Annotated in this window: 25 protein-coding genes and 1 pseudogene; 15 read left to right on the forward strand and 11 right to left on the reverse strand. The window is 68.2% G+C overall.

Annotation, left to right across the window (positions count from 1 at the left end; translation table 11 throughout):
- Positions 1 to 50 precede the first annotated feature (50 nt).
- The 4 genes from N416_RS0117150 to eccE all read left to right on the forward strand — a co-directional run bounded on the left by N416_RS0117150 (position 51) and on the right by eccE (position 4,790).
- Positions 51 to 926, forward strand: a complete 876-nt coding sequence (locus tag N416_RS0117150) for an ESX secretion-associated protein EspG (RefSeq protein ID WP_024443334.1) — start codon at positions 51 to 53, stop codon at positions 924 to 926.
- Between the two features lie 62 nt (positions 927 to 988).
- Positions 989 to 2,407 (forward strand): type VII secretion integral membrane protein EccD, encoded by a 1,419-nt coding sequence (gene eccD / locus N416_RS0117155; RefSeq protein ID WP_024443335.1) that lies wholly within the window; start codon positions 989 to 991, stop codon positions 2,405 to 2,407.
- Entirely contained in the window at positions 2,404 to 3,822 is a 1,419-nt protein-coding gene (mycP, locus tag N416_RS0117160; RefSeq protein WP_024443336.1) for a type VII secretion-associated serine protease mycosin, read from the forward strand. Before eccD ends, mycP begins: the two co-directional genes overlap by 4 nt.
- Positions 3,819 to 4,790, forward strand: coding sequence for a type VII secretion protein EccE (eccE, locus tag N416_RS0117165; RefSeq protein ID WP_024443337.1), 972 nt, complete (start codon positions 3,819 to 3,821; stop codon positions 4,788 to 4,790). The genes mycP and eccE overlap by 4 nt, the downstream gene beginning before the upstream one ends.
- A 27-nt stretch (positions 4,791 to 4,817) precedes the next feature.
- Here eccE and N416_RS0117170 read toward each other — a convergent pair whose 3' ends face one another.
- The 3 genes and pseudogenes from N416_RS0117170 to N416_RS21790 all read right to left on the reverse strand — a co-directional run.
- The gene (locus N416_RS0117170) at positions 4,818 to 6,011 is read right to left on the reverse strand and encodes a S9 family peptidase (protein ID WP_024443338.1); all 1,194 of its coding nucleotides are present in this window, start codon (positions 6,009 to 6,011) and stop codon (positions 4,818 to 4,820) included.
- Positions 6,012 to 6,068: 57 nt separating this feature from the next.
- Positions 6,069 to 6,968 (reverse strand): amidohydrolase family protein, encoded by a 900-nt coding sequence (locus N416_RS0117175; RefSeq protein WP_024443339.1) that lies wholly within the window; start codon positions 6,966 to 6,968, stop codon positions 6,069 to 6,071.
- 136 nt (positions 6,969 to 7,104) lie between these two features.
- Positions 7,105 to 7,749: pseudogene (locus N416_RS21790) on the reverse strand (GlxA family transcriptional regulator); the annotation flags it as partial.
- 35 nt (positions 7,750 to 7,784) lie between these two features.
- Here N416_RS21790 and N416_RS23335 point away from each other — a divergent pair.
- The gene (locus N416_RS23335) at positions 7,785 to 8,015 is read left to right on the forward strand and encodes a hypothetical protein (protein ID WP_125079677.1); all 231 of its coding nucleotides are present in this window, start codon (positions 7,785 to 7,787) and stop codon (positions 8,013 to 8,015) included.
- Between the two features lie 97 nt (positions 8,016 to 8,112).
- On the opposite strand, the gene bluB is transcribed toward N416_RS23335, so the two are convergent.
- Entirely contained in the window at positions 8,113 to 8,790 is a 678-nt protein-coding gene (bluB, locus tag N416_RS0117185; protein ID WP_024443340.1) for a 5,6-dimethylbenzimidazole synthase, read from the reverse strand.
- Positions 8,791 to 8,827: 37 nt separating this feature from the next.
- On the opposite strand from bluB, the gene N416_RS0117190 reads away from it, so the two are divergent.
- The 4 genes from N416_RS0117190 to N416_RS0117205 all read left to right on the forward strand — a co-directional run bounded on the left by N416_RS0117190 (position 8,828) and on the right by N416_RS0117205 (position 10,823).
- Entirely contained in the window at positions 8,828 to 9,166 is a 339-nt protein-coding gene (locus N416_RS0117190) for a hypothetical protein (protein ID WP_024443341.1), read from the forward strand.
- 3 nt (positions 9,167 to 9,169) lie between these two features.
- Positions 9,170 to 9,856 carry a phosphatase PAP2 family protein gene (locus N416_RS0117195; RefSeq protein WP_024443342.1) on the forward strand — a complete coding sequence of 229 codons (687 nt, stop codon included), beginning with the start codon at positions 9,170 to 9,172 and terminating at the stop codon, positions 9,854 to 9,856.
- On the forward strand, positions 9,843 to 10,079 hold the full coding sequence (locus tag N416_RS0117200; RefSeq protein WP_024443343.1) for a hypothetical protein: 237 nt from the start codon (positions 9,843 to 9,845) through the stop codon (positions 10,077 to 10,079). The genes N416_RS0117195 and N416_RS0117200 overlap by 14 nt, the downstream gene beginning before the upstream one ends.
- Before the next feature lie 87 nt (positions 10,080 to 10,166).
- Positions 10,167 to 10,823 carry a L,D-transpeptidase gene (locus N416_RS0117205; RefSeq protein ID WP_024443344.1) on the forward strand — a complete coding sequence of 219 codons (657 nt, stop codon included), beginning with the start codon at positions 10,167 to 10,169 and terminating at the stop codon, positions 10,821 to 10,823.
- 4 nt (positions 10,824 to 10,827) lie between these two features.
- Here N416_RS0117205 and N416_RS21795 read toward each other — a convergent pair whose 3' ends face one another.
- Positions 10,828 to 11,127 carry a DUF732 domain-containing protein gene (locus tag N416_RS21795; protein WP_036458367.1) on the reverse strand — a complete coding sequence of 100 codons (300 nt, stop codon included), beginning with the start codon at positions 11,125 to 11,127 and terminating at the stop codon, positions 10,828 to 10,830.
- Positions 11,128 to 11,153: 26 nt separating this feature from the next.
- On the reverse strand, positions 11,154 to 11,468 hold the full coding sequence (locus tag N416_RS0117215) for a DUF732 domain-containing protein (RefSeq protein WP_024443345.1): 315 nt from the start codon (positions 11,466 to 11,468) through the stop codon (positions 11,154 to 11,156).
- A 231-nt stretch (positions 11,469 to 11,699) separates the two neighbouring features.
- Between N416_RS0117215 and N416_RS0117220 the strand changes: the two genes are divergently transcribed.
- Both N416_RS0117220 and N416_RS21800 read left to right on the forward strand, forming a co-directional pair.
- Positions 11,700 to 12,860 carry a PPE family protein gene (locus tag N416_RS0117220; protein WP_051190300.1) on the forward strand — a complete coding sequence of 387 codons (1,161 nt, stop codon included), beginning with the start codon at positions 11,700 to 11,702 and terminating at the stop codon, positions 12,858 to 12,860.
- 8 nt (positions 12,861 to 12,868) lie between these two features.
- The gene (locus N416_RS21800) at positions 12,869 to 14,119 is read left to right on the forward strand and encodes a PPE family protein (protein ID WP_024443347.1); all 1,251 of its coding nucleotides are present in this window, start codon (positions 12,869 to 12,871) and stop codon (positions 14,117 to 14,119) included.
- Here N416_RS21800 and N416_RS0117230 read toward each other — a convergent pair.
- Positions 14,116 to 14,766 carry a TetR/AcrR family transcriptional regulator gene (locus tag N416_RS0117230; protein ID WP_024443348.1) on the reverse strand — a complete coding sequence of 217 codons (651 nt, stop codon included), beginning with the start codon at positions 14,764 to 14,766 and terminating at the stop codon, positions 14,116 to 14,118. The two genes, N416_RS21800 and N416_RS0117230, sit on opposite strands and share 4 nt — an antisense overlap.
- A gap of 39 nt (positions 14,767 to 14,805) precedes the next feature.
- Between N416_RS0117230 and N416_RS0117235 the strand changes: the two genes are divergently transcribed.
- Positions 14,806 to 16,032, forward strand: coding sequence for a hypothetical protein (locus N416_RS0117235; RefSeq protein ID WP_024443349.1), 1,227 nt, complete (start codon positions 14,806 to 14,808; stop codon positions 16,030 to 16,032).
- A 290-nt stretch (positions 16,033 to 16,322) separates the two neighbouring features.
- Here N416_RS0117235 and N416_RS23585 read toward each other — a convergent pair whose 3' ends face one another.
- Positions 16,323 to 16,856: a hypothetical protein gene (locus N416_RS23585; protein WP_196805152.1), complete on the reverse strand. Its 534-nt coding sequence runs from the start codon at positions 16,854 to 16,856 to the stop codon at positions 16,323 to 16,325.
- A gap of 114 nt (positions 16,857 to 16,970) precedes the next feature.
- Here N416_RS23585 and N416_RS0117245 point away from each other — a divergent pair, with 114 nt between their 5' ends.
- From N416_RS0117245 to N416_RS0117255, 3 genes are all read left to right on the forward strand, one after another.
- Positions 16,971 to 17,372 (forward strand): hypothetical protein, encoded by a 402-nt coding sequence (locus tag N416_RS0117245; RefSeq protein ID WP_024443351.1) that lies wholly within the window; start codon positions 16,971 to 16,973, stop codon positions 17,370 to 17,372.
- A gap of 72 nt (positions 17,373 to 17,444) precedes the next feature.
- On the forward strand, positions 17,445 to 18,347 hold the full coding sequence (locus N416_RS0117250; RefSeq protein WP_036458360.1) for a family 16 glycosylhydrolase: 903 nt from the start codon (positions 17,445 to 17,447) through the stop codon (positions 18,345 to 18,347).
- 116 nt (positions 18,348 to 18,463) lie between these two features.
- Positions 18,464 to 19,285, forward strand: a complete 822-nt coding sequence (locus N416_RS0117255; protein WP_024443353.1) for a family 16 glycosylhydrolase — start codon at positions 18,464 to 18,466, stop codon at positions 19,283 to 19,285.
- Here the strand turns inward: N416_RS0117255 and N416_RS0117260 are convergent.
- The 3 genes from N416_RS0117260 to N416_RS0117270 are packed head-to-tail and all read right to left on the reverse strand — an operon-like array spanning position 19,282 to position 21,656.
- Positions 19,282 to 20,175: a hypothetical protein gene (locus tag N416_RS0117260; RefSeq protein ID WP_024443354.1), complete on the reverse strand. Its 894-nt coding sequence runs from the start codon at positions 20,173 to 20,175 to the stop codon at positions 19,282 to 19,284. The two genes, N416_RS0117255 and N416_RS0117260, sit on opposite strands and share 4 nt — an antisense overlap.
- Positions 20,176 to 20,194: 19 nt before the next feature.
- Positions 20,195 to 20,827 (reverse strand): TetR/AcrR family transcriptional regulator, encoded by a 633-nt coding sequence (locus N416_RS0117265; protein WP_024443355.1) that lies wholly within the window; start codon positions 20,825 to 20,827, stop codon positions 20,195 to 20,197.
- Positions 20,817 to 21,656 (reverse strand): oxidoreductase, encoded by an 840-nt coding sequence (locus tag N416_RS0117270; protein ID WP_024443356.1) that lies wholly within the window; start codon positions 21,654 to 21,656, stop codon positions 20,817 to 20,819. The genes N416_RS0117265 and N416_RS0117270 overlap by 11 nt, the downstream gene beginning before the upstream one ends.
- Between the last annotated feature and the right edge of the window lie 61 nt (positions 21,657 to 21,717).

Consider the following 21,717-nt stretch of genomic DNA (forward strand, 5'->3'; position numbering starts at 1 on the left):
CCGCCAAGTGGGGCTGACCCCAATGATCCGCTCGATGAGGGAAGGCAGCGATGGTTACTGAACCCAACGCTGCCGAACTGACCGTCGAGCAAGCCTGGTACATCGCGGAAACCGTGGGTGCCGGGTCTTTTCCGTGGGTTTTGGCAATCACCATGCCCTACACGGACGCCGGGGAGCGAGGCGCGTTCATGGCGCGCCAGCGCGACGAGCTCACCCGGATGGGAGTTGTCTCGCCAGAGGGCACGGTCAATCCGGCCGTGGCCGAATGGATCCGGGTGGTGTGCTTCCCCGACCGGTGGCTGGACCTGCGCTATGTGGGTTCGGCCGCCGGCGGGGTCCCCGAGATGTTGCGCGGCATCGTCGCGCGCCGTGACCAGAACACCGGCAAGCCCGGCCGGACGGTGGTGGCACTGCGCAATGCACAACTGGTCACCTTCACCGTGATGGACATCGACGACCCGCGCCTGCTGGTCCCGGTGCTCGGAGCAGGCCTGCGGCAACGCCCACCGGCCCGGTTCGACGAGTTCACCCTGCCGGCCCGGGTCGGTGCGCGCGCCGACGAACGACTGCGGGCCGGTGCCCCGCTCACCGAAGTGCTTGACTACCTGGGCATTCCCGCCTCAGCGCGGCCGATCGTCGAGTCGGTGTTCACCGGACCGCGGCACTACGTCGAGGTCGTCGCGGGATGCGCCCGAGACGGTCGGCACACCACCACCGAAGTGGGGATGAGCCTGGTTGACGCCGAGGCGGGCCGCATCCTGGTCACCCCCTCGCGGGCCTTCGACGGCGAATGGGTCTCGACCTTCCGGCCTGGAACCGACTTTGCGACTGCCGTCGCGATTGAACAGTTGACCGCCACCCTGCCCGAGGGCACGTGGTTCCCCGGTCAGCGCCTGTCCAGAGATTTCACCAACCAGCTGTCCTAAGACAGCGAGAAGATCGTCCTCGCAGAAAAGAGTAGGAAACACCAATGACCGAAGCCCCGGCGCTGACCAGCGCCGTCATGCCGATTGTCCGCATCGCGGTCCTGTCCGACAGTAGGCTGACCGAGATTGCCGTGCCCGCGGAGTTGCCGCTGCGCGAAATCCTGCCGGCGGTGCAACGCCTGGTAGCCCCGGACGCCGGCGACTCCGTGGATTCGGCCGAGCCTGCCGGTGCGACGCGGCTGAGCCTGGCGCCGGTCGGCGGTGCACCGTTCAGCCTGGACGCCAACCTGGACACCGTCGGGGTCGTGGACGGCGACCTGCTGGCCCTACGCCCGGTGCCGGTCGGTCCGGCCGCCCCGGGCATCATCGAGGACATCGCCGACGCAGCCGTCATCTTCTCGGCATCTCGGCGTAAGCCCTGGGGGGTCAAGCACATTCAACGTGCGTCGTTGGCTGCCGGGACGGGGCTGATCGTCGCCGCCACCGGGCTCGCGGCGGCGCACCGCGCCCTGACCGGCGAACCCACCGGTCTGTTCGCGGCTGGGGCCATCGCCCTGCTCACGGTGCTCGCTGCGCTGCTGTGCCGCACGCGTTCGGCCGAAGCCGCACTGACCCTGTCGATTGCGGCACTGGTGCCGCTCGCCGCGGTGGGCACCCTGGCGGTGCCTGGAGTATTCGGTCCGGCGCATGTGGTGCTGGGCGCCGCCGCGGTCAGCGCATGGTCGCTGATCTGCCTGATCCTGCCGCCGGGTGGTCGTGGCGAGCGCGGGATCGCGTTCTTCACCGCCGCGGTGGTCGTGGGTGTCGGAGTGCTGGCGGCGGCTGCCGTCAAGTCCTTCTGGGAGTTGCCGCCTCTCACCCTGGGCGCTGCCCTGATCACCGCATCCCTACTGCTGACCATTGCCGCACCGCAGGTTTCGGCATTGTGGGCGCGGCTGCCGTTGCCGGTGATCCCGGCGCCGGGTGACCCGACGCCGTCTGCGCTGCCGGAGAGCGTGCTTGAAGACCTGCCTCGCCGGGTCCGTGTCACGGACGCCCACCAGACCGGATTCATCGCCGGTGCGGTGCTGCTCGCTGTGCTCGGTTCTGTTGCTATCGCCTTTGTGCCCGAAGGTCTTTCGGGCTGGGCATGGTACGTGGTCGCGGGCATCGGGGTGGCCTCGGTGCTGCGGGCCCGGGTGTGGGACTCGGCGTGGTGCAAGGCCTGGCTGCTGGCCGAGCCGCACCTGACGGCGATTGCCCTGCTGGTCGGTTACGCGGCCACCGGCCGATTCGCGGCCGCCTTCGGCGCGGTACTGGTGCTGGCCGCCTTGGTGGCGGTATGGGCAGTAGTCTCCCTGAGCCCGTCTGTGGCATCGCCGGACAGCTACTCACTGCCGGTGCGTCGCCTGGTGGGCTTCCTGGCTTCCGGCGTCGACGCCACCTTGATCCCAGTCATGGCCTACCTGGTCGGCATTTTCGCCTGGGTTCTGTCTCGATGACCGTTGCCGTAGAGCGCAGCCGTAGCCGCACGGCGGTACGCGGTGCCGGGATCGCGGTGCTGGCAGCATTGCTGACCAGCGCGCCGGCTCTGGCAATCACCCCGCCGACGGTCGACCCGACCGTGCCGCCGCCCAGCGGAACGCCCGGCCCCGTCGCGCCGATGGAACAGCACGGCGACTGCGTCAGTTCAGGTTTGATGCCCGGAAGCAACGTCAGCAGCGCGCCCGCCGGACAGCGCCTGCTCGACCTGCCCAGCGCGTGGCAGTTCTCCCGGGGCGAGGGCCAGACGGTCGCCGTCATCGACACCGGCGTACGGCCGGGTCCTCGCCTTGGGGCGGTGGATCCGGGCGGCGACTACATCGGCACGACCGACGGCCTGACCGACTGCGACGGGCACGGAACGCTGGTTGCGGGGATCGTGGCCGGCCAGCCCGGTGATGACGGCTTCTCCGGCGTGGCCCCGGCCTCCCGGCTGCTGTCACTGCGGACCGCCTCCGCGGCGATCTCGCCGCGGCTGGGCGGAGACGACCCGCGGACGACCCGGGTGATCACCGACATCACCGCGCTGGCGCGGGCCATCGTGCACGCCGCCGACCTCGGTGCGCGGGTCATCACGGTCTCCACCACCACCTGCCTGCCCGCCGACCGCAACGTCGACCAGACGGCGCTGGGTGCGGCGTTGCGCTACGCATCGGTGGAAAAGGACGCGCTGATCGTGGCGGCCGCCGGAGACGCCGGCCAGACCGGCTCGGTCGGCGGTGGCGGGGAGGCGTGCGAGTCCAATCCGCTCACCGACCTGAGTCGCCCGCAGGACCCGCGCAACTGGGCGGGAGTGACGTCCCTGTCGGTACCGTCGTGGTGGCACCCCTACGTGCTGTCAGTGGCCGCACTGTCATCGAGCGGACAGCCGTCCGGATTCACCATGGCCGGACCGTGGGTCGGTGTGGCCGCCCCCGGCGAGGAGATCGTCTCGGTGAGCAACCGCGACGACGGTGGACTGGCCAACGCGCTGCCGGGCAACCAAGGTCGGCTGGTGCCGCTCAGCGGTACCGGGTACGCCGCGGGCTACGTGGCCGGCGTGGCCGCGCTGGTTCGCGGCCGTTACCCGGACCTGACCGCGATGCAGGTCGCGCACCGGATCGTGGCGACTGCCCACAACTCCGCGCGCGCACCGTCCGCTCTGGTGGGCGCTGGGACCATCGACCCGGTGGCCGCCCTGACCTGGGAACTGCCCCCGGCTGCTGACCCGGCGGCCGCACCCGCGAAGAAGATCTCCCCACCCCCGGCACCGCAACCCGAGGACCCGGCGCCGCGGATCGTGGCCTTCGCCGGAACCGCGCTGCTGGCCGGGTTGGTCGCCGCCGTCGCCACTGGCGCCGCGGCTGCTCGCCGACGAAAGGAAAACCAGCTGTGAGCTCGCACCGAACCACCATTCCCCGACCCGGACCGGCCCGGATCGCCTTGGTGCTGTTGGCCGTTGTGCCCGCGGTGATGGCGAATCCCTGGGAGACCACCGCGCAGCGCTGGGCGCTCGCCGTGGGCATCATCGTGACGATCCTGCTGCTCGGCTGGTGGCGTGGCCTGCACTTCACCACGATCGCTCATCGCCGGTTGTCGATGCTGCGCTCACGCGGCGGCGCGCACACCGACCGTAGGAGCGCTGCCGGCGCCCGCGCGACCGCGGCGCTGCGAATCACGGCCTCGGCGGCCGGGAACGCGGTACCGGTGTCGCTGATCGCGAGCTACCTGAACCGGTACGGCCTACGGGCCGACGCGGTGCGCATCACCACCCGCGCCGGGGCGGGAACCACCGACACCTGGATCGGCCTTACCTACGCGGCTGCGCCGAACCTGGCGGCGTTGCAGGCCCGGTCGGCGTCAATCCCGCTGCAGCGGACCGTTGACATCGCCGTGCGGCGCCTCGCCGACCACCTCCGCGAAATCGGTTGGGACACCGCGATCGTCGCCGACACTGAGATTCCGTCGCTGATCGACGCGGGTGCTCGGGAGGCGTGGCGGTCGGTTGTCGACGGCTCGGGTGACCACGTCGCCGCCTACCAGGTGGGGATCGACGCTGCGCTGGCCGACACGATCAGCCGAATTCAGGCGGTCAACGCCAATGAGACCTGGACGGTGCTGGAAGTCGCCGAGGCCGACGGTCAGCAGACTGTGGCGGCGGCTTGCGCGCTGCGTACCGGCCCGGCACCCGACGGTAGTGCACCGCTGGCCGGATTGCTGCCGCAGCAGGGTAACCATCGCAATGCGCTGCTGGGTCTGCACCCGCTGTCCGGCGTCCGGTTGGACGGCCACACCACGGTGTCGGGCGACGAGATCGCCGGCCTGCGGTGGCCTGTCACGACGGCAGTTGCGGCCGCGCACTAGCGGGGTCGCCGCCGTAGGGCCGGCGGGCTAGAACATGTATGGCCGCAGGAACGCGGTCATCCTGCGCAGGTAGGCCGGTTGGCTGACGTGCAGCACATGGTTTCCCGGAAACCAGTGCAGTGCGCACTTATCCCAGTGGTGCCAGAGCATCTCGGACTGCTCCGGCGGTGCCAGCCGATCCCCCAGGCCGGTGATGATCAGTCGCCGTTCCTTGGCCACCAGCGGGGAATAGTTCAGCGGCGAGTGGTAGGCGGTCGCGGCGACGAACTCGTCGCCGGCGACCTGCCCCAGCCGTTGGCCGCCCTGGAGCACCAGGTTGGCCGGAAACCAGTCTCGGATCTCCGATTCCACGGCAACCACCGGAACGTTGGGGATGACCGCCTGCAATCGAGGTTCGACGGCAGCCAGCAGGGCGCTGGTGTAACCGCCCAGCGACAGACCGGTCAACGCGAAGCGGTCGACGCCGGTGGACTCCAGATAGTCGATCATCGATCGGAAGTCGTAAACCGCTTGGGCCATCGCCTCGGCGAAGCCTGACATGCCGTGCGAGAAGTAGCCGTATCCGCTGAAGGGGGAGTACTTTTCAGCACGCCGCCCGTGGAAGGGCAACGTGAACAAGGCCACGTCGTAGCCGGTTCTATAGAACCACGGCAGCGAGAAGAACAGGCCATTGAACAGGTAGGGCGACCCCATGAATCCGTGGATGACGCACAGTGTCGGCCGCGGCCCGTCATCGTGCCGCCAATGCTGAAACCGTGCGGTGTTGTTGTTCCCCAGGGCACGCCACGAGTCGCGCATCGCCGGATTGACCGCCTCGAAACCGCTGCGAAACGAGACGTTTTCGACCGTGCCGCGGGCGATCCGCTCCGCGATCGGATTCGCCCGCCGGGCCGAGACCCTCGGCAGCTCCGCAGGCGCGGGAAAGGATCGCATCGGGTCATGGTGTGACGCCAGCTCGGCGTAGTACGCCAGCCGTTCCCGCTCCTGGCGGGACTGCTTGCGGCCCACCGCGGTGGTCAGCACCGACGGGACCATCGCCGCGGCAACCATGGAAGCGACCGCGGTGCGCAGGCCGATGTCGGCGAAGGCCGACACATCCACGATCGCCTTCTCCCGCAACGACAACTCGCTGCGGTGCGGCAAGCCATGTTCGCCGGCGTCGGCACCGGGGACATCGGGAATCGGGATGGGCGGATTGAGCGGGGTGACGTCAGTGCTCACGGTGGCCGGCCTTTCGCGGGTGTTGGTCGCCCCGGTCCTGCGGACCCCGGTGCGACGTCAACCGGATGGTAACTCGGTTGCGAACAGCCGTGCGGCATTGTCGTGCAGAACCCCACGTAGCCAGGCGTCGTCGATGCCCGGCAGCGCGAGGATGGCGTCCAGTGCCTCGCGGTAGCCGTAGGGGATGTTCGGAAAGTCGCTGCCGAACAGAATCCGCTCACCCGCGGTGCGTAAACGCGGGTCAGCGCCGGTCGGGAACGGCATCAGCTCGTCAACGAACGCGGTGAACGCCATCGTGGTGTCGAGGTGTACCGCTTCGGATTCCAGGCAGATGTCGAGGAACTCGTCGTACTCTGGCATGCCCATGTGCGCGACGATCAAGGCCAGCCGGGGGTGGCGGCGTAGTAACCGTCGAACCGGTTCGGGCCCGGTGAAGCGGCCGGGCCGAGGACCGGAGCCGCAGTGAATGACGACCGGAATGCCGCAGTCCTCGATCACGCCCCAGGCTTCGTCGAGCAGCGGATCAGTCGGGTCATAGTCGCCGACCTGAATGTGTGCCTTGAAGATCCGGGCTCCGGAATGGATGGCGGCTTTAACGTAGTCGGCCGCGCCGGGTTCCGGATAGAACGTCGCCGTGGGCAGGCAATCCGGTGTGTCGCGGGCGAATTGGGCTGCCCACTGGTTCAGCCACGCCGCCATCTCCGGCTTGTGCGGGTACACCAGCGAGGTGAACCGGCGCACCCCGAATGCGCGCAGCGTATCGACCCGATCGGACTCAGCCATGCGGTAGTTGATCGGCCAGGGCCGGCCGACCATCGGGCCGGCCGAATCGAAATACTTCCACACCTTGTCCATCACCGACTTGGGCATGAAATGGGTATGGATGTCGATGATTCCCGGCAGTCCCAGCGCCGACCAGACTTGGCGGACCGCGGCGGCTTCGTCGTGGCGAGTCATCGGCCGAACGTTACCTCGGCGTGGTGTTCCGTGATCCGCGGGAGTCACTGGCTGAGACGGTTGCCACGATTCGGACATGGCCGCCTTCGCCCGACCACGTGCGCGGCCCGGGGTCCGGTTGGCGCCTGGCCCCGGTGGTGCGGAATCGGTCTCGATATGCCTTCGGAGAAATGCCGAAGTGGCTGGCGAAAACCCGCCGCAGCGTCTCGGTGCTGCCGAAGCCGGCCAGGCGTGCAGTGTCTGTGACGCTGTGACCCGCGTCGAGCGCTGCCCGGGCGATGTCGATCCGGATCGTTTCGACGTAGCGGGCCGGGGTGAATCCCAGTTCCGAGTGAAACAGTCGGGTGAGCTGACGTGTGCTCATCGATGCTCGTGCGGCAAGGGCTTTCACGCTGTGTTCGGCACTGGGATCAGCCGCGATCGAATCGAGAACGCCACGTAGCGCCGACCCCGGTGGGGGATCGCTCTCCACGAGGACCGAGAACTGTGATTGCCCGCCAGCACGTTTGAGGTATACCACCAGAGCGCGGGCGACTTGACGGGCCAGTTCGGTGCCGTAATCCTGCTCGACCAGGGCCAGTGCCAGGTCGATGCCCGACGACACACCCGCCGAGGTGAAGACGTGGCCGTCACGGACGAAGATCGCGTCCGGCTCGACGTCGATGTCGGGGAACGCGCGCGCCAGCCGCGCGGTGTGGCGCCAATGGGTGGTCGCGCGACGTCTGCTGAGCAGGCCGGCCCGGGCCAGAATGAACGCGCCCGTACACACCGACGTGAGACGAGTTCACCGTCGACGGCGTCACCGCCGCCACCGGTGTGGGCACTGGGGATCTGCCCGCAATCGGCTCGGTGTATGACGTGCTCAACTTCGGTGGCGGCTTCGTCAACGTCTACACCGCAATCCCGGGTCTGGAGGGCGCCGAGGGCACCGTTACCGACATCTTGGTGACACCGTTGGGGAACGTGGACCTCAGCGCGCTGTTCGAGGGCTTCGACGCCTCCGCGCTGATGGATCCGGGGGCCGCGTTCCTCGGTCTGGACATCTAGGTAGTCCAGTCGTCACGACGGCCCAGGCGGAAGGCACCTACCGCCTGGGCCGGGTGCTTCTCATCGCAAGATGCTGCGCCCGCGCCGGTCCGGAGAATCATTGGACGCTGGAATCCGGGTGTAATGCGGTTGTTTCCCAGCTATTTTCGGCAACAAACTCGCCCAAGGGCTGGCGGTAGGCCCACTCGTCGATCTCCAGCGCCGGCCGGTCCGGGAACTCCGGGACCGGACCCAGGCACAGGATCGCCACGGGCTCCGCATCCGAGGGCATGCCCAGCAGCTGCGCCAGCTGCGCAGGTTCGAAAAGCGACACCCAGCCCATGCCCAGCCCCTCTGCGCGGGCCGCCAGCCAGAGGTTTTGAATGGCGCACGACACCGACGCCAGATCCATCTGCGGCAAGGTACGGCGACCGAAGATGTGTGCCTGCCTGCCGTCTCGCAACGCCACCACCCAAAGTTCGGCGCACTCGCGGATACCTTCCACTTTCAGCGCCAGGAACTCCTGCTCGCGGCGGCCCAGTGCCTCGGCGGTGCGATGACGTTCCTCATCGACCAAGGCGTGGATCCGCTGCCGAAGGGCGCCGTCGGTGATTCGGATGAACCGCCACGGCTGCATGAGGCCCACACTCGGTGCGGCGTGGGCCGCCGCCAACAGGCGCGCCAGGACGTCGGGCTCGACAGTGCTGCCGGGCACGAATCGGCGCATGTCGCGCCGCTCGGCGATCACCCGGTACACGGCTTGGCGCTCCTGCACGGTGAACGATGGATCAGCCACGGGATCATGGTAGGAGCCACACGAAGGGACGCTCGTCATGAAACGTTCGCAACTGCTCGACCACTTCTCAGCCGGTGCCGCCGCAGACCTTGTCTACGGCGAACCCCACCAGACCGCGGATGGGGCGACGGTGATCACCGCTGCACGGGTGACCGCGTCAGGCCCGGACGGGTCGAAAGTGAGTGCGACACCCCTCGGGGTGATGGTGATTCGCGGCGAGCAGGCCAAGTGGGTGGCCGCGGTCGACGCGAATCGGATCGCACTGGTCGGGGTGCTCACCGGGTTGCTGTCCGCGGTCATCGCGTCTCTGGCAGTACTGCGCCGCCCACCCTGGCCGGACCTACGCGGTGGCGAAACTTCCCGCGGCGGGAACTAACTGGTGTCGCCTTCGACCGCGCGTGCCGCGGCACTGATCTCGATGGCGGCCGCGGTGGCGGTCTACGTACTGATGTTGGTGGGGTATCGGCAGGGCTGGACCTGGCTGGCCGAGGTCGACAACGCCGCCCTGGACGCGAGCTACGACGTCGCCGTCAAACACCCGATCTGGGTCCGGTTCTGGGATGGCATCTCCACGGTTTTCGCACCGGCGGTGTTCCGGGCGGTGGGCATGGTGGTGACCCTGGTCGCGGTGCTGCGTCACCGGCTGCGCGCCGCACTGTTCCTCTTGGTTTCGGTGGAGGCCAGCGGTCTGCTGACGGTAGTGGCCAAGGGCTCGGTCGGGCGGCCGCGGCCGGTGACGGCTCTGGTCTCGGCGAGCTCGACCTCGTTTCCGTCCGGGCACGCACTGGGAGTGATGATCGGTGTCGGCGCGCTGGTGCTGTTGGCGCTGCCCACCCTGCGGCGCAATGCCCGGGTGGCGGCCGTGAGCGCCGGCGTGCTGGTGGTGGCGGCGGTCGGTGTGTCTCGGGTAGCGCTCAACGTGCACCACCCCTCCGACGTGTTGGCCGGCTGGGCGCTGGGCTGGGCTTATCTGACGGCGTGGGCTCTGGCCCTGCAACCGTGGCGGCGACCGGGGTTGACCGGATCCGCCGGCGCGCCGCAGGATGGCCATCATGACCAGCAGTAACGCCGACCCGGTCGATGTGCTCGTGTGCTCCCGCAAGGGCTGCAGCGCCGACGCGGTGTACGGCATGCTGTGGAACAACCCGAAGCTGCACACCCCCGAGCGGCGCAAGGTTTGGCTGACGTGTGCTGAACATCGTGAGTACTTCCGCGACTATCTGTCGTCCCGTGGCCTGCTCAAAGCCGAGGCGCCGGTCGAAGACCTGCCGCGCCGGCAGGGGTCGTGAACACCGCGTCGTGAAAGCGGCCACCTGAACCCCGGCACGCCGTGAGCGGTGTTTGACCCGGTCCTGACATGCACAGATGATGAGTGAATGCGCCGACTTGTGAGCGTGTTCAGCGCTGCCCTGTGCACGGTTGCTGCGGCGCTGGCCGCGGCCCCGGGAGCCCAAGCCGACGTCATTCCCTGGTTTGCCCGGTCGGTAGGCAATGCCAATCAGGTGATTTCGGTTGTCGGAGTGGGCGGTTCGGACGCCAAGATGGACGTCTACCAGCGCAGCGCGACGGGCTGGCAGCCGGTGGCCGCCGGCATACCGACTCATGTCGGTTCGGCCGGCATGGCAGCCAAGGCGAAGAGCGGTTATCCGGCCACCCCGATGGGTGTATTCACCTTGCCGTATGCGTTCGGCACCGCGCCGAACCCCGGTGGGGGACTGCAGTATGTACAGGTCGGACCGGATCACTGGTGGGACGGTGACGACCACAGCCCGACGTTCAACACCATGCAGGTGTGCAAGAAAGCGCAATGTGCGTTCGACACCAGTGAGAGTGAGAACCTCGAGATCCCGCAGTACAAGCACGCTGTGGTGATGGGGGTCAATACCGCTCGTACCCCCGGGGACGGCGCCGCCTTCTTCTTTCACACCACCGACGGCGGCCCGACCGCGGGCTGTGTGGCGATCGACGATGCCAAGCTGGTGCAGATCATTCAGTGGCTGCGACCGGGCGCGGTCATGGCGATCGCAAAGTAGTCCGTCAGCCCTCTTCGCAGTAGGACGCTCGGGCGATGCTGACGAACTGCGACGCCCGGGTCAAGGTCAGGCTGGGATTGGCGTTCTTCACGGCCTTGGCCGCCTGATTGGGCGAGTGCCCCCCGGCCAGGTATTCGCACACCGAATGCCCGCCGGCGACGGCGTCGGCGGCATCGGGGTAGGAGATGCCCATCTTGTCGAGGGCACCGAGGAAGCCGTTGTCATCGGTGTCGGCAACCGCCGGTGCAGCCAGGCCCAGCAGGCCGGCCACCGCGAATGCGCTTACGGCGAGTGTGCGGGGCATGCGAATGGCCATCGTCTTCCTTGTCGTCAATCGGTGATCGAGTCGGGGCAGAACGCCACTTGGGAGAACGTCACGAACCGGGCGGCGTTCTTCACCGACATGCTGCGATTCGAGATCCGCACGGCGCGTGCCGCGGAATCTACGTGATGGCCGGTCCCGAGATAGGCGCAGACTTCCCGGCCGACGGCGACCGCGTCGGCGGCGTTGGTGTACTCGATCCCCGCCTGTTCGATGGTGCTGATGAATGTGGCATCGGGATCGGGTTCGGCATAGGCCGTCGGGGCCAGACCTGTCAGGGCCGCGGCGGTCGCCGCGGTCACGATCCATCGGGCGTGTTTCACGTGCCAAAGCATTCTCGCCCGGGATTAATCCGTCGCAGCGACGACATGAACGCCAGATGAATACCGCCAGCCTGGCAAGTGCCTGGAAAGTAGCTGGAGAAATCACAATTCACAGATGTTCTCCCGTTTGAACGCCCAACCTTAACCTCCGATTCACCGACCAGGCGTTTGCTCATTCCCAGCAAGCTAACAATCAGCTGGCCACAAAACGGCTCGCGCCGAGGGGGTGTGATGTTCCTGGACTACGGTGTGCTTCCGCCGGAAATCAATTCGGGGCGCATGTATTCCGGACCCGGATCGGGTTCGTTGCTGACCGCGGCTACGGCCTGGGAGAACCTGTCCGCCGAGCTGCAGACCGCCGCGTCCAGCTACGACTCAGTGACCTCAGGACTGGTCACCGGGGGGTGGACCGGCCCGTCGGCTGTGGCGATGGCGGCCTCTGCTGCGCCGTATGTGACCTGGCTGCGTGGTGTCGGCGTTCAGGCCGAAGCCACGGCTCGCCAGGCAACCGCCGCGGCGGAGGCCTACTCGACGGCGGTGGCCGCCGTGGTGCCGCCACCGGTAATCGCCGCCAACCGAGTCCTGCTGGCGCAGCTGGTCGCCACGAACTTCTTCGGGCAGAACTCCCCGGCGATCGCCGAAGCCGAGCGTCAATACGCCGAGATGTGGGCGCAGGACGCGGCCGCGATGTACCGCTACGCCGGCTCTTCGGCGGCCGCCGCGAACCTGGCCGCGTTCAACCAGCCGCCGCAGGCCACCAACAGCGCCGGGCTGGCCGCACAGTCCACCGCGGTCACCCAGGCGGCTTCGGATGCCGCGGCCGCCGGCCCGACGGATTTCATGAGTTGGCTGACTTCGCTCATCGGGCAGGTATCGCCGTTCACCGGGTTGGCCACCCAGGGCATGAGCGCGACGATGACCAGCTGGTCGGGAACGGCGAACATGCTCAGCAACGTCAACAACGGGATCGGTCTGGCGGCGTTTCAGGCGGAGAACCCCGGCGGCCTCGACGAAATCCTGCACCCACCCAAGATCGGCCCGGCCGGTTTGGGGCTGGGCGGCCTGGGGCTGGGCAAAACCGGACTCGGCAGTGCCGGGTTGGGTGCCGGACTGGGCGGTGTCGGGTCGTCGGCAAGCGCCGGTACCGCGCTCAAGATCGGGGCGTTGTCGGTGCCGCACGGCTGGGCGATGCCGGTCACGCTCACTTCGGCGGGAGCACCGCTACCGGCCCCCGCCGTGTCGGCGGCGCCGGCCTTTGCCACCGGGGTGCCAGGTGGAGCGTTCGGTGAGACCATGCTCGGCACCTTGGCCGGTCGCGGTCTGGGTGCGGCGACGTCGCGCGCGGCCGCTGCGCGCCGGACCGTCGTGCCGCGTCCGCCGGCTGCCGGCTAGTGGCCGCCATGGACTTCGGGCTGCTTCCCCCGGAGATCAATTCCGGCCGGATGTATAGCGGCCCCGGCGCGGGACCGATGCTCGCCGCGGCGGCGGCCTGGGACGCTGTGGCCGCCGAATTGGAGACCGCCGCGGGCGGCTACTCCGGAGCGATTTCGGCTCTGCTCGGCCAGGCATGGGCCGGTCCGGCGTCGGTCGCGATGGCCGGCGCTGCAGCGCCCTACGTGGCGTGGCTGCAGGCCGGCGCCGCCAATGCCGAACAGACCGCGAGCCAGGCCAAGGCCGTCGTCGCCGCCTACGAGGCCGCGTTCACCGCGACGGTTCCGCCGCCGGTGATAGCCGCCAACCGGGCGCTGCTGGCCGCCCTGGTCGCCACCAATTTCTTCGGTCAGAACAGCGCGGCCATCGCCGCCACCGAGGCTGCGTATGCCGAGATGTGGGCCCAAGACGCCGTCGCGATGTACGGCTACGCGGCGGCGGCGATGCCGGCCAGCGCATTGCCGGCGCTCGACCACGCCCCGCAGACCACCAACCCGGTCGGACCCGGTGCGCAGTCGGCCGCGGTCGCCAAGGCGGTCGCCGACGGTCACGCCGCGGCCCCGCTCAACGGTGCCCTGCAGACGGCCCTGCAGCAGGTGCTGCATCCGGCGGCCACCGCCACCGACCCGCCCTCCTGGTGGCAGACCCTGGTCGCCGATCTGGGCCAAGTGTCGCCGTTCACCAGCGTCGCCTCCAGTGGGCTCAGTTTCGACTCCAGCCTGTACACCGTGGTGAGCAACGGCGCCGGCTGGGGGCGTCTGGTGTATGTCCGCGGTGGTGCCGAGGGTGCGTTGACCTTCGAGGGGATCGGACCGCGCGGGGTGCTGTCGGCATCCACCACGCCGGCGATGGGTCCCGGTGTCGGCAGGGCGCTCCCGGTCGGCGGGCTGTCGGTGCCGCCGAGTTGGGCGTCTGCTGCCCCGGAGATGAAGCCGGTGGCCTTCACGCTGGCTGCCGCCGAAACCCCGTTGCCGGTCGCCGGCGGGCTGCCGCCGGGAATGGCATGTCAGGAGGCGATGATGGGAACGACGGCGGGCCAAGGCGCAACGCCCGACTCCAACGCTCGCCGCAATCCGAAGACCAACGGCAAAAACGACGATCAGGACGGTAAGCCGATCACGACGCTGACCAATGGCAGTGGCTGGCTGGCGTCGTCGTGGGCGTATCACACCCGGCAGCGTGAGGGTCAGCCGCTTCCGGCCCACTGGCGGACCGGCTAACGCTCGATCGGCTGACCGCGATCACGTTGCAGGTAGTGGGCGACCATGTCGAGCAACACCCGTCGCTCGGTGTGCCAGTCGACGGGACCGCCTATCAGCATCTGCGCCAATATGATTCCCCGCAGCGCTGCCCAGATCACCTCGGCCACACCGGAATCCGCCGGGTCGTCGGAGACCAGCCGGCCTAGCCTGTTGATCGCGGTGTTCATCTGGATCAAGTGCTCGTGGGACTGCTCACCTAAGCTGCCGCGGGTGGCCCGCAGGATCTCGAACGCGGCCAGCGAGGTCGGGCTGGCGTAGCAGCGCCACGCGGTGTCGACAACGGCTTCGATGCGCTGCCGCAGTCCCAGCTCGCTGACGTCGACGGCGGACAGGCTCGTCAGCAGTTCGGCCACCCCGTCGTCGACCACGGCCATCAACAGGCCGTTGCGGTCCCCGAAGTGGTACTGGATGACACCCCAGGTCACGCCGGCCCGCTCGGCGACATGTTTGGCGGTCGCTGCGCCGAAACCCTCTTCGCTGATGCAGCGCACCGTCTCGTCGATGATCCGGGCACGGGTGTCGTCGCCGCGCTTGCGGGGCGAGCTGGTCCGCCGGGTCGGCCCAGCGGGCCCCGAAACCCGGGCGGAACCAGCAGGAATAGACATTGTTGACTTTATAACATAGATCCAACTATTTTTTAGCGCGTGACCGAATCCAGGTATGCGTCGCTGTCCCGCGACGAGTTGGCTGTGCTCGTGCCCGAACTGCTGCTGATCGGGCACATGATCGACCGGTCCGGAATGGCCTGGTGCATCTCGGAGTTCGGCCGCGAGGAAATGGTGCAGATCGCCATCGAGGAATGGGCGGGCGCCAGCCCCATCTACACCCAGCGCATGCAGCGCGCGTTGGGCTACACCGGCAACGACGTTTTCACCATCTTCAAAGGCCTGCAGTTCGACATCGGTTCCCCGCCGCAGTTCATGGACTTTCGTTTCACCGTCCACGACCGCTGGAACGGCGAGTTCGAGTTGGCCAGCTGCGGTGCGCTGCTCGACGTGGAGCCGATGGGCGACGACTACGTCTTCGGCATGTGCCACACCATCGAGGACCCGACCTTCGACGCCACCGCGGTGGCCACCAATGTCCACGCCCAGTGCCGTCCCGTACACCGGCCACCTCGCACGCCATCGGACCGGCAACCGCACTGTCACTGGACCGTCATCATCGACGAGTCTTACCCGCCGGCCCAGCCGATTCCCGCGCTGGCGGTGATCAGTGAAAGCCGGGCCGCCACTTGGCAACTCGACGACATCGATGCCGCCGACGAAGGCCTAGCGGACTACTCCGGACCGCTGCTGACCGACGTCGACTTCAGCGCGTTCTCCCATTCGGCGCTGGTCCGCATCGCCGACGAGGTGTGCTTGCAGATGCACCTGCTCTACCTGTCCTTCGCGCTCGCGGTCCGCGCCCGGGCCAACTCCGACGAGCTGGCCGCATCGGTGGGGCGGCGCCAACTCACCGGCCTGGCGGGGCTGGGCGCCCAGCGGATCAAGAACGCGCTGAAACTGCCCGCAGACATCGACGGCGCGCTGCGCACCTTTGAACTGCACCCACTGCTCAACCCGACCGGCTACGTGCGCGCCGACTTCGGCGAGAACACCATCGCGGTGCACCCCTCGCCCGCCCACGACGACCATGCCTGGATCACGCTGTGCTCGCCGCAGAACGTCAATCCGCTGCAGGCCATCGCGACCGCCGTGAACCCGCGTCTGCGGGTCGAGATCGAGGGGGCAGCAGATCAATGGACGGCTCGACTGACCGAGACCGATGTCGAGGCAAAAGAACTGCCCGAGGTGATGGTGACCAAGGTCAGCAGCGGTGCGGATTTCGTGTTCCGCACCCGCAAATCGTTACCGCTGACCGTGGTGTGAATCCGCTGATAGCCCGCCGACCGCCGGTGTGTCGGCGATCCTGAACGGTTCGGCCCCGCCTATGGTGAGGCCATTCCAGCCGTTGTCGATCCAAGGTAGTCAGCTATGTATGACCCGCAGGACGACGAGGCCACCAGGGAAGCAGAAGCCGTCGACGCGACCGACATGGCGCCGACCGTGATGTCTGCTCCCGGCTCCGGCGCTGTGGTGGACGCGTTCGCCTGGTCGCAGGAGGACGGCAGCGCTGTTGCCGAACCGGTGCCCTACGTCCCTTATGCCGAAGACCCCTACTACGACCAAGATCCGGGTACCGGATGCCGTCCGACAGTTGCGGTGCCCGCTGCGCCGATCTCAGGCCGTCGAGCGCCTTCACGGCTACCGCGGTTGGTGTTGATGGTGGGCATCGTGGTGGCGCTGATCGCCGTTGCCGGGGCGCTGTACAGCTTGACCCGCGGCCAGGACGACGAGACGCCGGTTGTTCCTGAAACCAGCGCCGTGGTGCCACCGGCCCCGAAGCCCAGCGCGCCGCCGCAGCCCAGCGCTCCCGCACCGCCGCCGGTGGCCACGACGTCAGCGCCGCCGCCCCAGACCACCACCGCGCCGCCGCCGACCACCACGACGGCGCCACCCACCACGACGACCACCACCGCGCCGCCGACCAGCACCACCACAACCACGACGGCTCCGCCCACGACGACCACGGCGCCGCCGACCACGACGGTTCCGCCGACGACCAGCGAACCACCCACCACCACGGTGCCGCCGACCACCACCGTGCCGATGACCACCGAATACCTGCGTATTCCGTTGGTCCCGATTCCCATTCCGATCACGGTTCCGGAGAACTAGCCACACCGGACGGTCTCGCCGAGACCGTGGCCGGATCTGCCCCGCGCAGGCACACTGGGGTGTGGCGACCACGGTGAAAGGGGCTCGCGATGGGCGACAACGGCGCCTTCGGATTCGATTCCGAGGATTTGGATCGAATGATGCGTGAGGCCGGCGAGGGACTGCGTGCCGCATTCGACCGCTTCTCGGGCACGTTCGGCTCTGCCGGGAGCAACCGGGCCGGCTGGGGTGCGATCTTCGCCGACCTTGCTCGGGCTGCGCGGGCTGAGCCGGCGACCACCGGCGAGACCGGCGATGGAGTCTGGGCTATCTATACCGTCGGCGACGACGGAGCGGCGCGGGTCGAGCAGGTCTACGCCACCGAGATCGATGCGCTGCGGGCCAGCCAGCGCAATCCCGACCCGAAACGCCGGGTGCGGTTCCTGCCCTACGGGATCGCAGTGGGAGTGCTCGACGACGGTGCCGACGGCAGCGAGCCAACTCAGAGGTGACATAGGCCACGCAGGCGGGCTTGTGTTGTTTGACACCGGTGCGCTGTGGGTTAGATTGCCACCGTGCCCGAGATGAACCGCCGCCAGATCATGATGATGCTGGGTGCCGGCGCATTGGCTGCCGCAGCCCCCACCCCCCAGGCCAGAGCCGTTCCGGCGGGTCCTGGAGCGCCGGGCGACCCGGCTCAGGCGCCGTCTGCCCCGGCTGATCCCGCTGCGCCTGCCGCGCCTACGGCCGCCGCCAAGCCCGGGGGCTTCATCTGGCATGACGAGTTCGACGGACCCGCCGGCTCGGCGCCCGATCCGTCGAAGTGGACGATCTCCAACCACCGCACCCCGATCCGTCGCCCCGTCGGCTGGGACCGGCCCGAGTACTTTCACCAGTACCGCGACAGCCGCAAGAATGTTTTCCTCGACGGCAAATCCAACCTGGTGATCCGCGGCACGCAGGAGGGCACCAACTACTTCGGCGGTTTGGTGCACGGCAACTGGCGGGGCGGCATCGGCACCACCTGGGAAGCGCGTATCAAGCTGGACTGCCAGACCTCCGGTGCCTGGCCCGCATGGTGGCTGTCCAACGATGACCCGGGCCGCGAGGGCGAAATCGACCTGATGGAGTGGTACGGCAACGGCGAGTGGCCGTCGGGCACCACTGTGCACGCCAACCCGTATGGCACGGCGTTCGAGACCTTCGCCTACCCGGTCGACAACAACTGGCACACTTGGCGGGTCACCTGGAACCAGAGCGGGATGTATTTCTGGCAGGACTATGTCGAGGGCAAGGAGCCGTACTTCTCCGTTCCGGCCGTCGGCATCGAGAACATCGAGGAACCCGGCCGGGAGTGGCCGTTCAACGACCCCGGCTACACCGTGTTCCCGATCCTGAACCTGGCCATCGGCGGATCCGGCGGCGGCGACGCCCGGGCGGGGAACTACCCGGCGGACATGCTGATCGACTGGGTGCGGGTGTTCTAGGAACGGTTCGTCACTTGACGCCAGCCGGTCGGGGTGATCCCCGGCCGGCTCGCTCGTTCTATGGGAGCGGTAACGCTTCCATTGATGCCCCGGCCGGGTAGTGGTTTCATGCGAAGGTGGCCGAGATAGATCGACGCAGCCTGATGTTGACGACCGGAATCGGCATGCTCGCCGCCGCGATGCGCCTGCCGGAGGCCTGGGCCCGACCCGGGCCCGTCGATCCACTGCCCTCGGCCCCCTCGCAGAACTACCTCTTCAGCGACGAGTTCGACGGTCCGGCCGGTTCCGCGCCGGATCCGGCGAAGTGGGCGGTGGCACGGGCGCGGGAATCAATGAAGGACCCGACGTTTTGGGAGCGCCCCGAGAACGTCGGCCAATACCGCGACGACCGCAAGAACGTGTTCGTCGACGGCAAGTCGAACCTCGTGTTGCGCGCCGCCAAAGACGGCGATACCTACTACAGCGGCAAAGTCCAGAGCCGGTGGATGGGCGGTATCGGGCACACCTGGGAAGCCCGGATCAAGCTGAACTGCCTCACCGCCGGGGCTTGGCCCGCCTGGTGGATGGGCAACGAAGACCAAGGCGAGATCGACGTGCTGGAGTGGTACGGCAACGGCAATTGGCCGTCGGCGACCACCGTCCACACAAAAGCGAACGGTGCCGAATGGGCGACCCAACAGATTTCGATGGACAGCGCCTGGCACACCTGGCGGTGCCGCTGGGACGCCGACGGTATCCGGTTCTGGCGCGACTACGTCGACGGTGCGGCACCCTACTTTTCGGTTCCGGCGAATTCGATCGCGGACTGGCCGTTCAATAACCCTGGATACCAAGTATTTTCGGTGTTCAACTTGGCGGTGGCCGGTTCCGGTGGCGGCGATCCACGACCGGGCAGCTATCCCGCGGAGATGCTCGTCGACTGGATTCGGGTTTTCTAAAGCGGGCTTGTGTCCCCGGTCTTGGCGGGATCGGCGCCGCCTTCGTGGGCCTCGAGCCACGCCACGCCCTGGTCGGCCGCTCGAATCAGTGCGCCCCGTTCGCCGAAATAGGCTGCGAACAAACCGAAGCCGGGCAGGGATCCCAGGCGCTGGTAGAGCTTCTTCGGGTGCGGGCGCTTGCTCACCTCGTCGAACGTTGCCCGCAGGATGCCGGCCAGCTGCCAGATGGTCCGGGTGATCACCACCGGGGTCGATGACGAGATCGACTTCAGCGGCTTCCACCCCGGCGGCGGCGTCTGCGGCAGTGGCGCGGGATCGGGCTGTGTGGGCACGTCGACGTTCTCGGGCAGATGCCGCCCGCACAACACCTCGGCAAGCAGCCGCACCTGCACACGGCGGTCGGTGACGCCGTATTCGCGGGCCAGCGCGCACAACACGATGGCGTGGTTGATGAATCCCGCCAGCTCGCCCACCGGGACCACTCGAGTCAGCCAGCCGAAGACCCCGGGGGAGGCGACCACCACGGTGTTGAGCGCGCCCACCCGGTGCACCCACCAGTGCACGCGTTGCTCGCGGCTCATCCGCTCCCAGGCCGCGGTGCCCGGTAGATCCGCGGCGTTGATCAGCTGGGCCCCGGCGTTCAGGGCGCGGTGGGTGACGCTGGGGCCGCGACCGGCCTCGTTACGGCGCCGCCGCAGCCGAATTCGGCGGAGGCGATCGGACAGGCCACGAGGCGGCGTGAGCAGGCGGCGGGTGCGTTTGCGCAGCCCGATCGGATCGGCCTCGGCGAGCAGGTCGAGCAGCGGGTCGATGACCGCGACCGCGCGGCCCAGAGCGTCGGCGACCTCGACGTCGGTCAGGGTGGCGTGCGACTTCGGAAACAGGCCCATACCGGTGATTGTGGCGGGATCAGCCGGCGCCGGGGGCGTTTAGGGCGAGTGCGCCGCGCAGCGCGACTTCAGCCAGCCGCCGCGCGTGGTGCTCGGTGAGCGGGCAATGCCCGGTCATGCGGCGAAATATCAGCGGACCGAACAGCAGATCGATGACGTCGTCGATGGCGATGTCGGCGTCAACATGGCCGCGGGTGACTCCCCGTTGCCATAGTTCGGTGATGGCGGCGCGGCGACCATCGAGAAAGTATTCGCGGAAATAGACCGCGCCCGCCGCATCCTCCACGCAGGCGGCAAGCAACTGTGCGAAGACGTCACCGCGGCTGCTGGCGTAGAACGCCGAGACGCGCACCATTTGTTCGGCGAGGTCGCCGACGGCGCTTCCGGTGTCCGGCAAGGGCAGATCCTGGGCCATCATCGCGCCGAAAGCCTCGGCGGCGACCGCAGTTCGTGACGGCCAGTGTTTGTAGATGGTGGCCTTGCTGGCCCCGGACCGGGCCGCGATCGCGTCGACCGTCGTGGCGGCATAGCCGCCCTCGTCGAGGAGTTGTGCGGTCGCATCCAAGATGGCCTGGTGGATGCGGTCGCTGCGCGGGCCGGTGGGGCGGGCGAAGATGTATTCGCCGGCCCCACCGACGGTTTCAGGCGGCATCGTCGAAGTCGGTCGAGGACGAGACGTCGCGCCACTGGGCCAATTCGGCTTGCACGTGGGCGAGCTTGCCCTCGACCGCGGCGATGGTGTCGTTGCCCAGCAGCAGGCGCACCGGGGGCCGCTCGGACTCGACGACGTCGATGATGGCTGCCGCCGCCTTGACCGGGTCGCCAGGCTGGTCGTGGTTGCGGTCGGCTGCGGTCGTGCGCATCTTGCCCGCCGGCCCCTCGGCGTAGTCGTCGATGGTGTTCTGCTGGATCTGCAAGCTCGAGGAGTCCAGGAAGTCCGTGCGGAAGTAGCCGGGCTCGACCACCATGGCGTGGATTCCCAGGGGTTGCAGCTCGGCATGCAGCGCTTCGGAGAGTGCTTCGACGGCGAACTTGGTGGAGGCGTACACGCCCCACCCCGGGGAGCTGACGAACCCGCCCACCGAGGAAATGTTGACGATGGTGCCGGATCGCTGTGCGCGCAGCACCGGGGTGACCGCGCGCGTGACGGTCAACAGGCCGAACACGTTGGTCTCGTAGACGGCGCGCACCTCGGCGTCGGTGGCTTCCTCGACGGCGCCCAGCAGCCCGCGGCCGGCGTTGTTGATCAGCACGTCGATACGGCCGAAGCGGTCCACCGCGGCCTGCACGGCCTGGCGTGCTTGGGTCTCGTCGGTGACATCGAGGGCCACGGCAAGCACGTTGTCGTTCTCGCCGAGTGCCTCGGTGACGGTGGCCGCGTCGCGTGCGGTCGCGACCACCTGATGGCCGCGGTCCAACAGATCGCGTGCGATCTGCAGGCCGAACCCGCGGGAAGCTCCTGTGATGAACCAGACGCTCATGTCGTCGCCCTTCCGTAAATGAACTGTACGGTCAGTTTAGATAGCGCACCGGGGGAGCGCA

This window comes from Mycobacterium sp. UM_WGJ (genome assembly GCF_000455125.1).
Taxonomy (GTDB): domain Bacteria; phylum Actinomycetota; class Actinomycetes; order Mycobacteriales; family Mycobacteriaceae; genus Mycobacterium.

Bases quoted from the DNA above. Each gene is read 5' to 3' on its own strand.
- N416_RS21800 (WP_024443347.1), top strand. From the start codon at position 12,869: ATGGACTTCGGGCTGCTTCCCCCGGAGATCAATTCCGGCCGGATGTAT.
- N416_RS0117190 (WP_024443341.1), top strand. From the start codon at position 8,828: ATGAAACGTTCGCAACTGCTCGACCACTTCTCAGCCGGTGCCGCCGCA.
- N416_RS0117260 (WP_024443354.1), bottom strand. From the start codon at position 20,175: ATGGGCCTGTTTCCGAAGTCGCACGCCACCCTGACCGACGTCGAGGTC.
- N416_RS23585 (WP_196805152.1), bottom strand. From the start codon at position 16,856: ATGGGAATCGGGACCAACGGAATACGCAGGTATTCGGTGGTCATCGGC.
- N416_RS0117265 (WP_024443355.1), bottom strand. From the start codon at position 20,827: ATGCCGCCTGAAACCGTCGGTGGGGCCGGCGAATACATCTTCGCCCGC.
- N416_RS0117230 (WP_024443348.1), bottom strand. From the start codon at position 14,766: ATGTCTATTCCTGCTGGTTCCGCCCGGGTTTCGGGGCCCGCTGGGCCG.
- N416_RS21795 (WP_036458367.1), bottom strand. From the start codon at position 11,127: ATGCCCCGCACACTCGCCGTAAGCGCATTCGCGGTGGCCGGCCTGCTG.
- N416_RS0117245 (WP_024443351.1), top strand. From the start codon at position 16,971: ATGGGCGACAACGGCGCCTTCGGATTCGATTCCGAGGATTTGGATCGA.
- N416_RS0117150 (WP_024443334.1), top strand. From the start codon at position 51: ATGGTTACTGAACCCAACGCTGCCGAACTGACCGTCGAGCAAGCCTGG.
- N416_RS0117205 (WP_024443344.1), top strand. From the start codon at position 10,167: ATGCGCCGACTTGTGAGCGTGTTCAGCGCTGCCCTGTGCACGGTTGCT.
- N416_RS0117200 (WP_024443343.1), top strand. From the start codon at position 9,843: ATGACCAGCAGTAACGCCGACCCGGTCGATGTGCTCGTGTGCTCCCGC.
- N416_RS0117175 (WP_024443339.1), bottom strand. From the start codon at position 6,968: ATGACTCGCCACGACGAAGCCGCCGCGGTCCGCCAAGTCTGGTCGGCG.
- mycP (WP_024443336.1), top strand. From the start codon at position 2,404: ATGACCGTTGCCGTAGAGCGCAGCCGTAGCCGCACGGCGGTACGCGGT.
- N416_RS0117250 (WP_036458360.1), top strand. From the start codon at position 17,445: ATGAACCGCCGCCAGATCATGATGATGCTGGGTGCCGGCGCATTGGCT.
- N416_RS0117270 (WP_024443356.1), bottom strand. From the start codon at position 21,656: ATGAGCGTCTGGTTCATCACAGGAGCTTCCCGCGGGTTCGGCCTGCAG.
- N416_RS0117220 (WP_051190300.1), top strand. From the start codon at position 11,700: ATGTTCCTGGACTACGGTGTGCTTCCGCCGGAAATCAATTCGGGGCGC.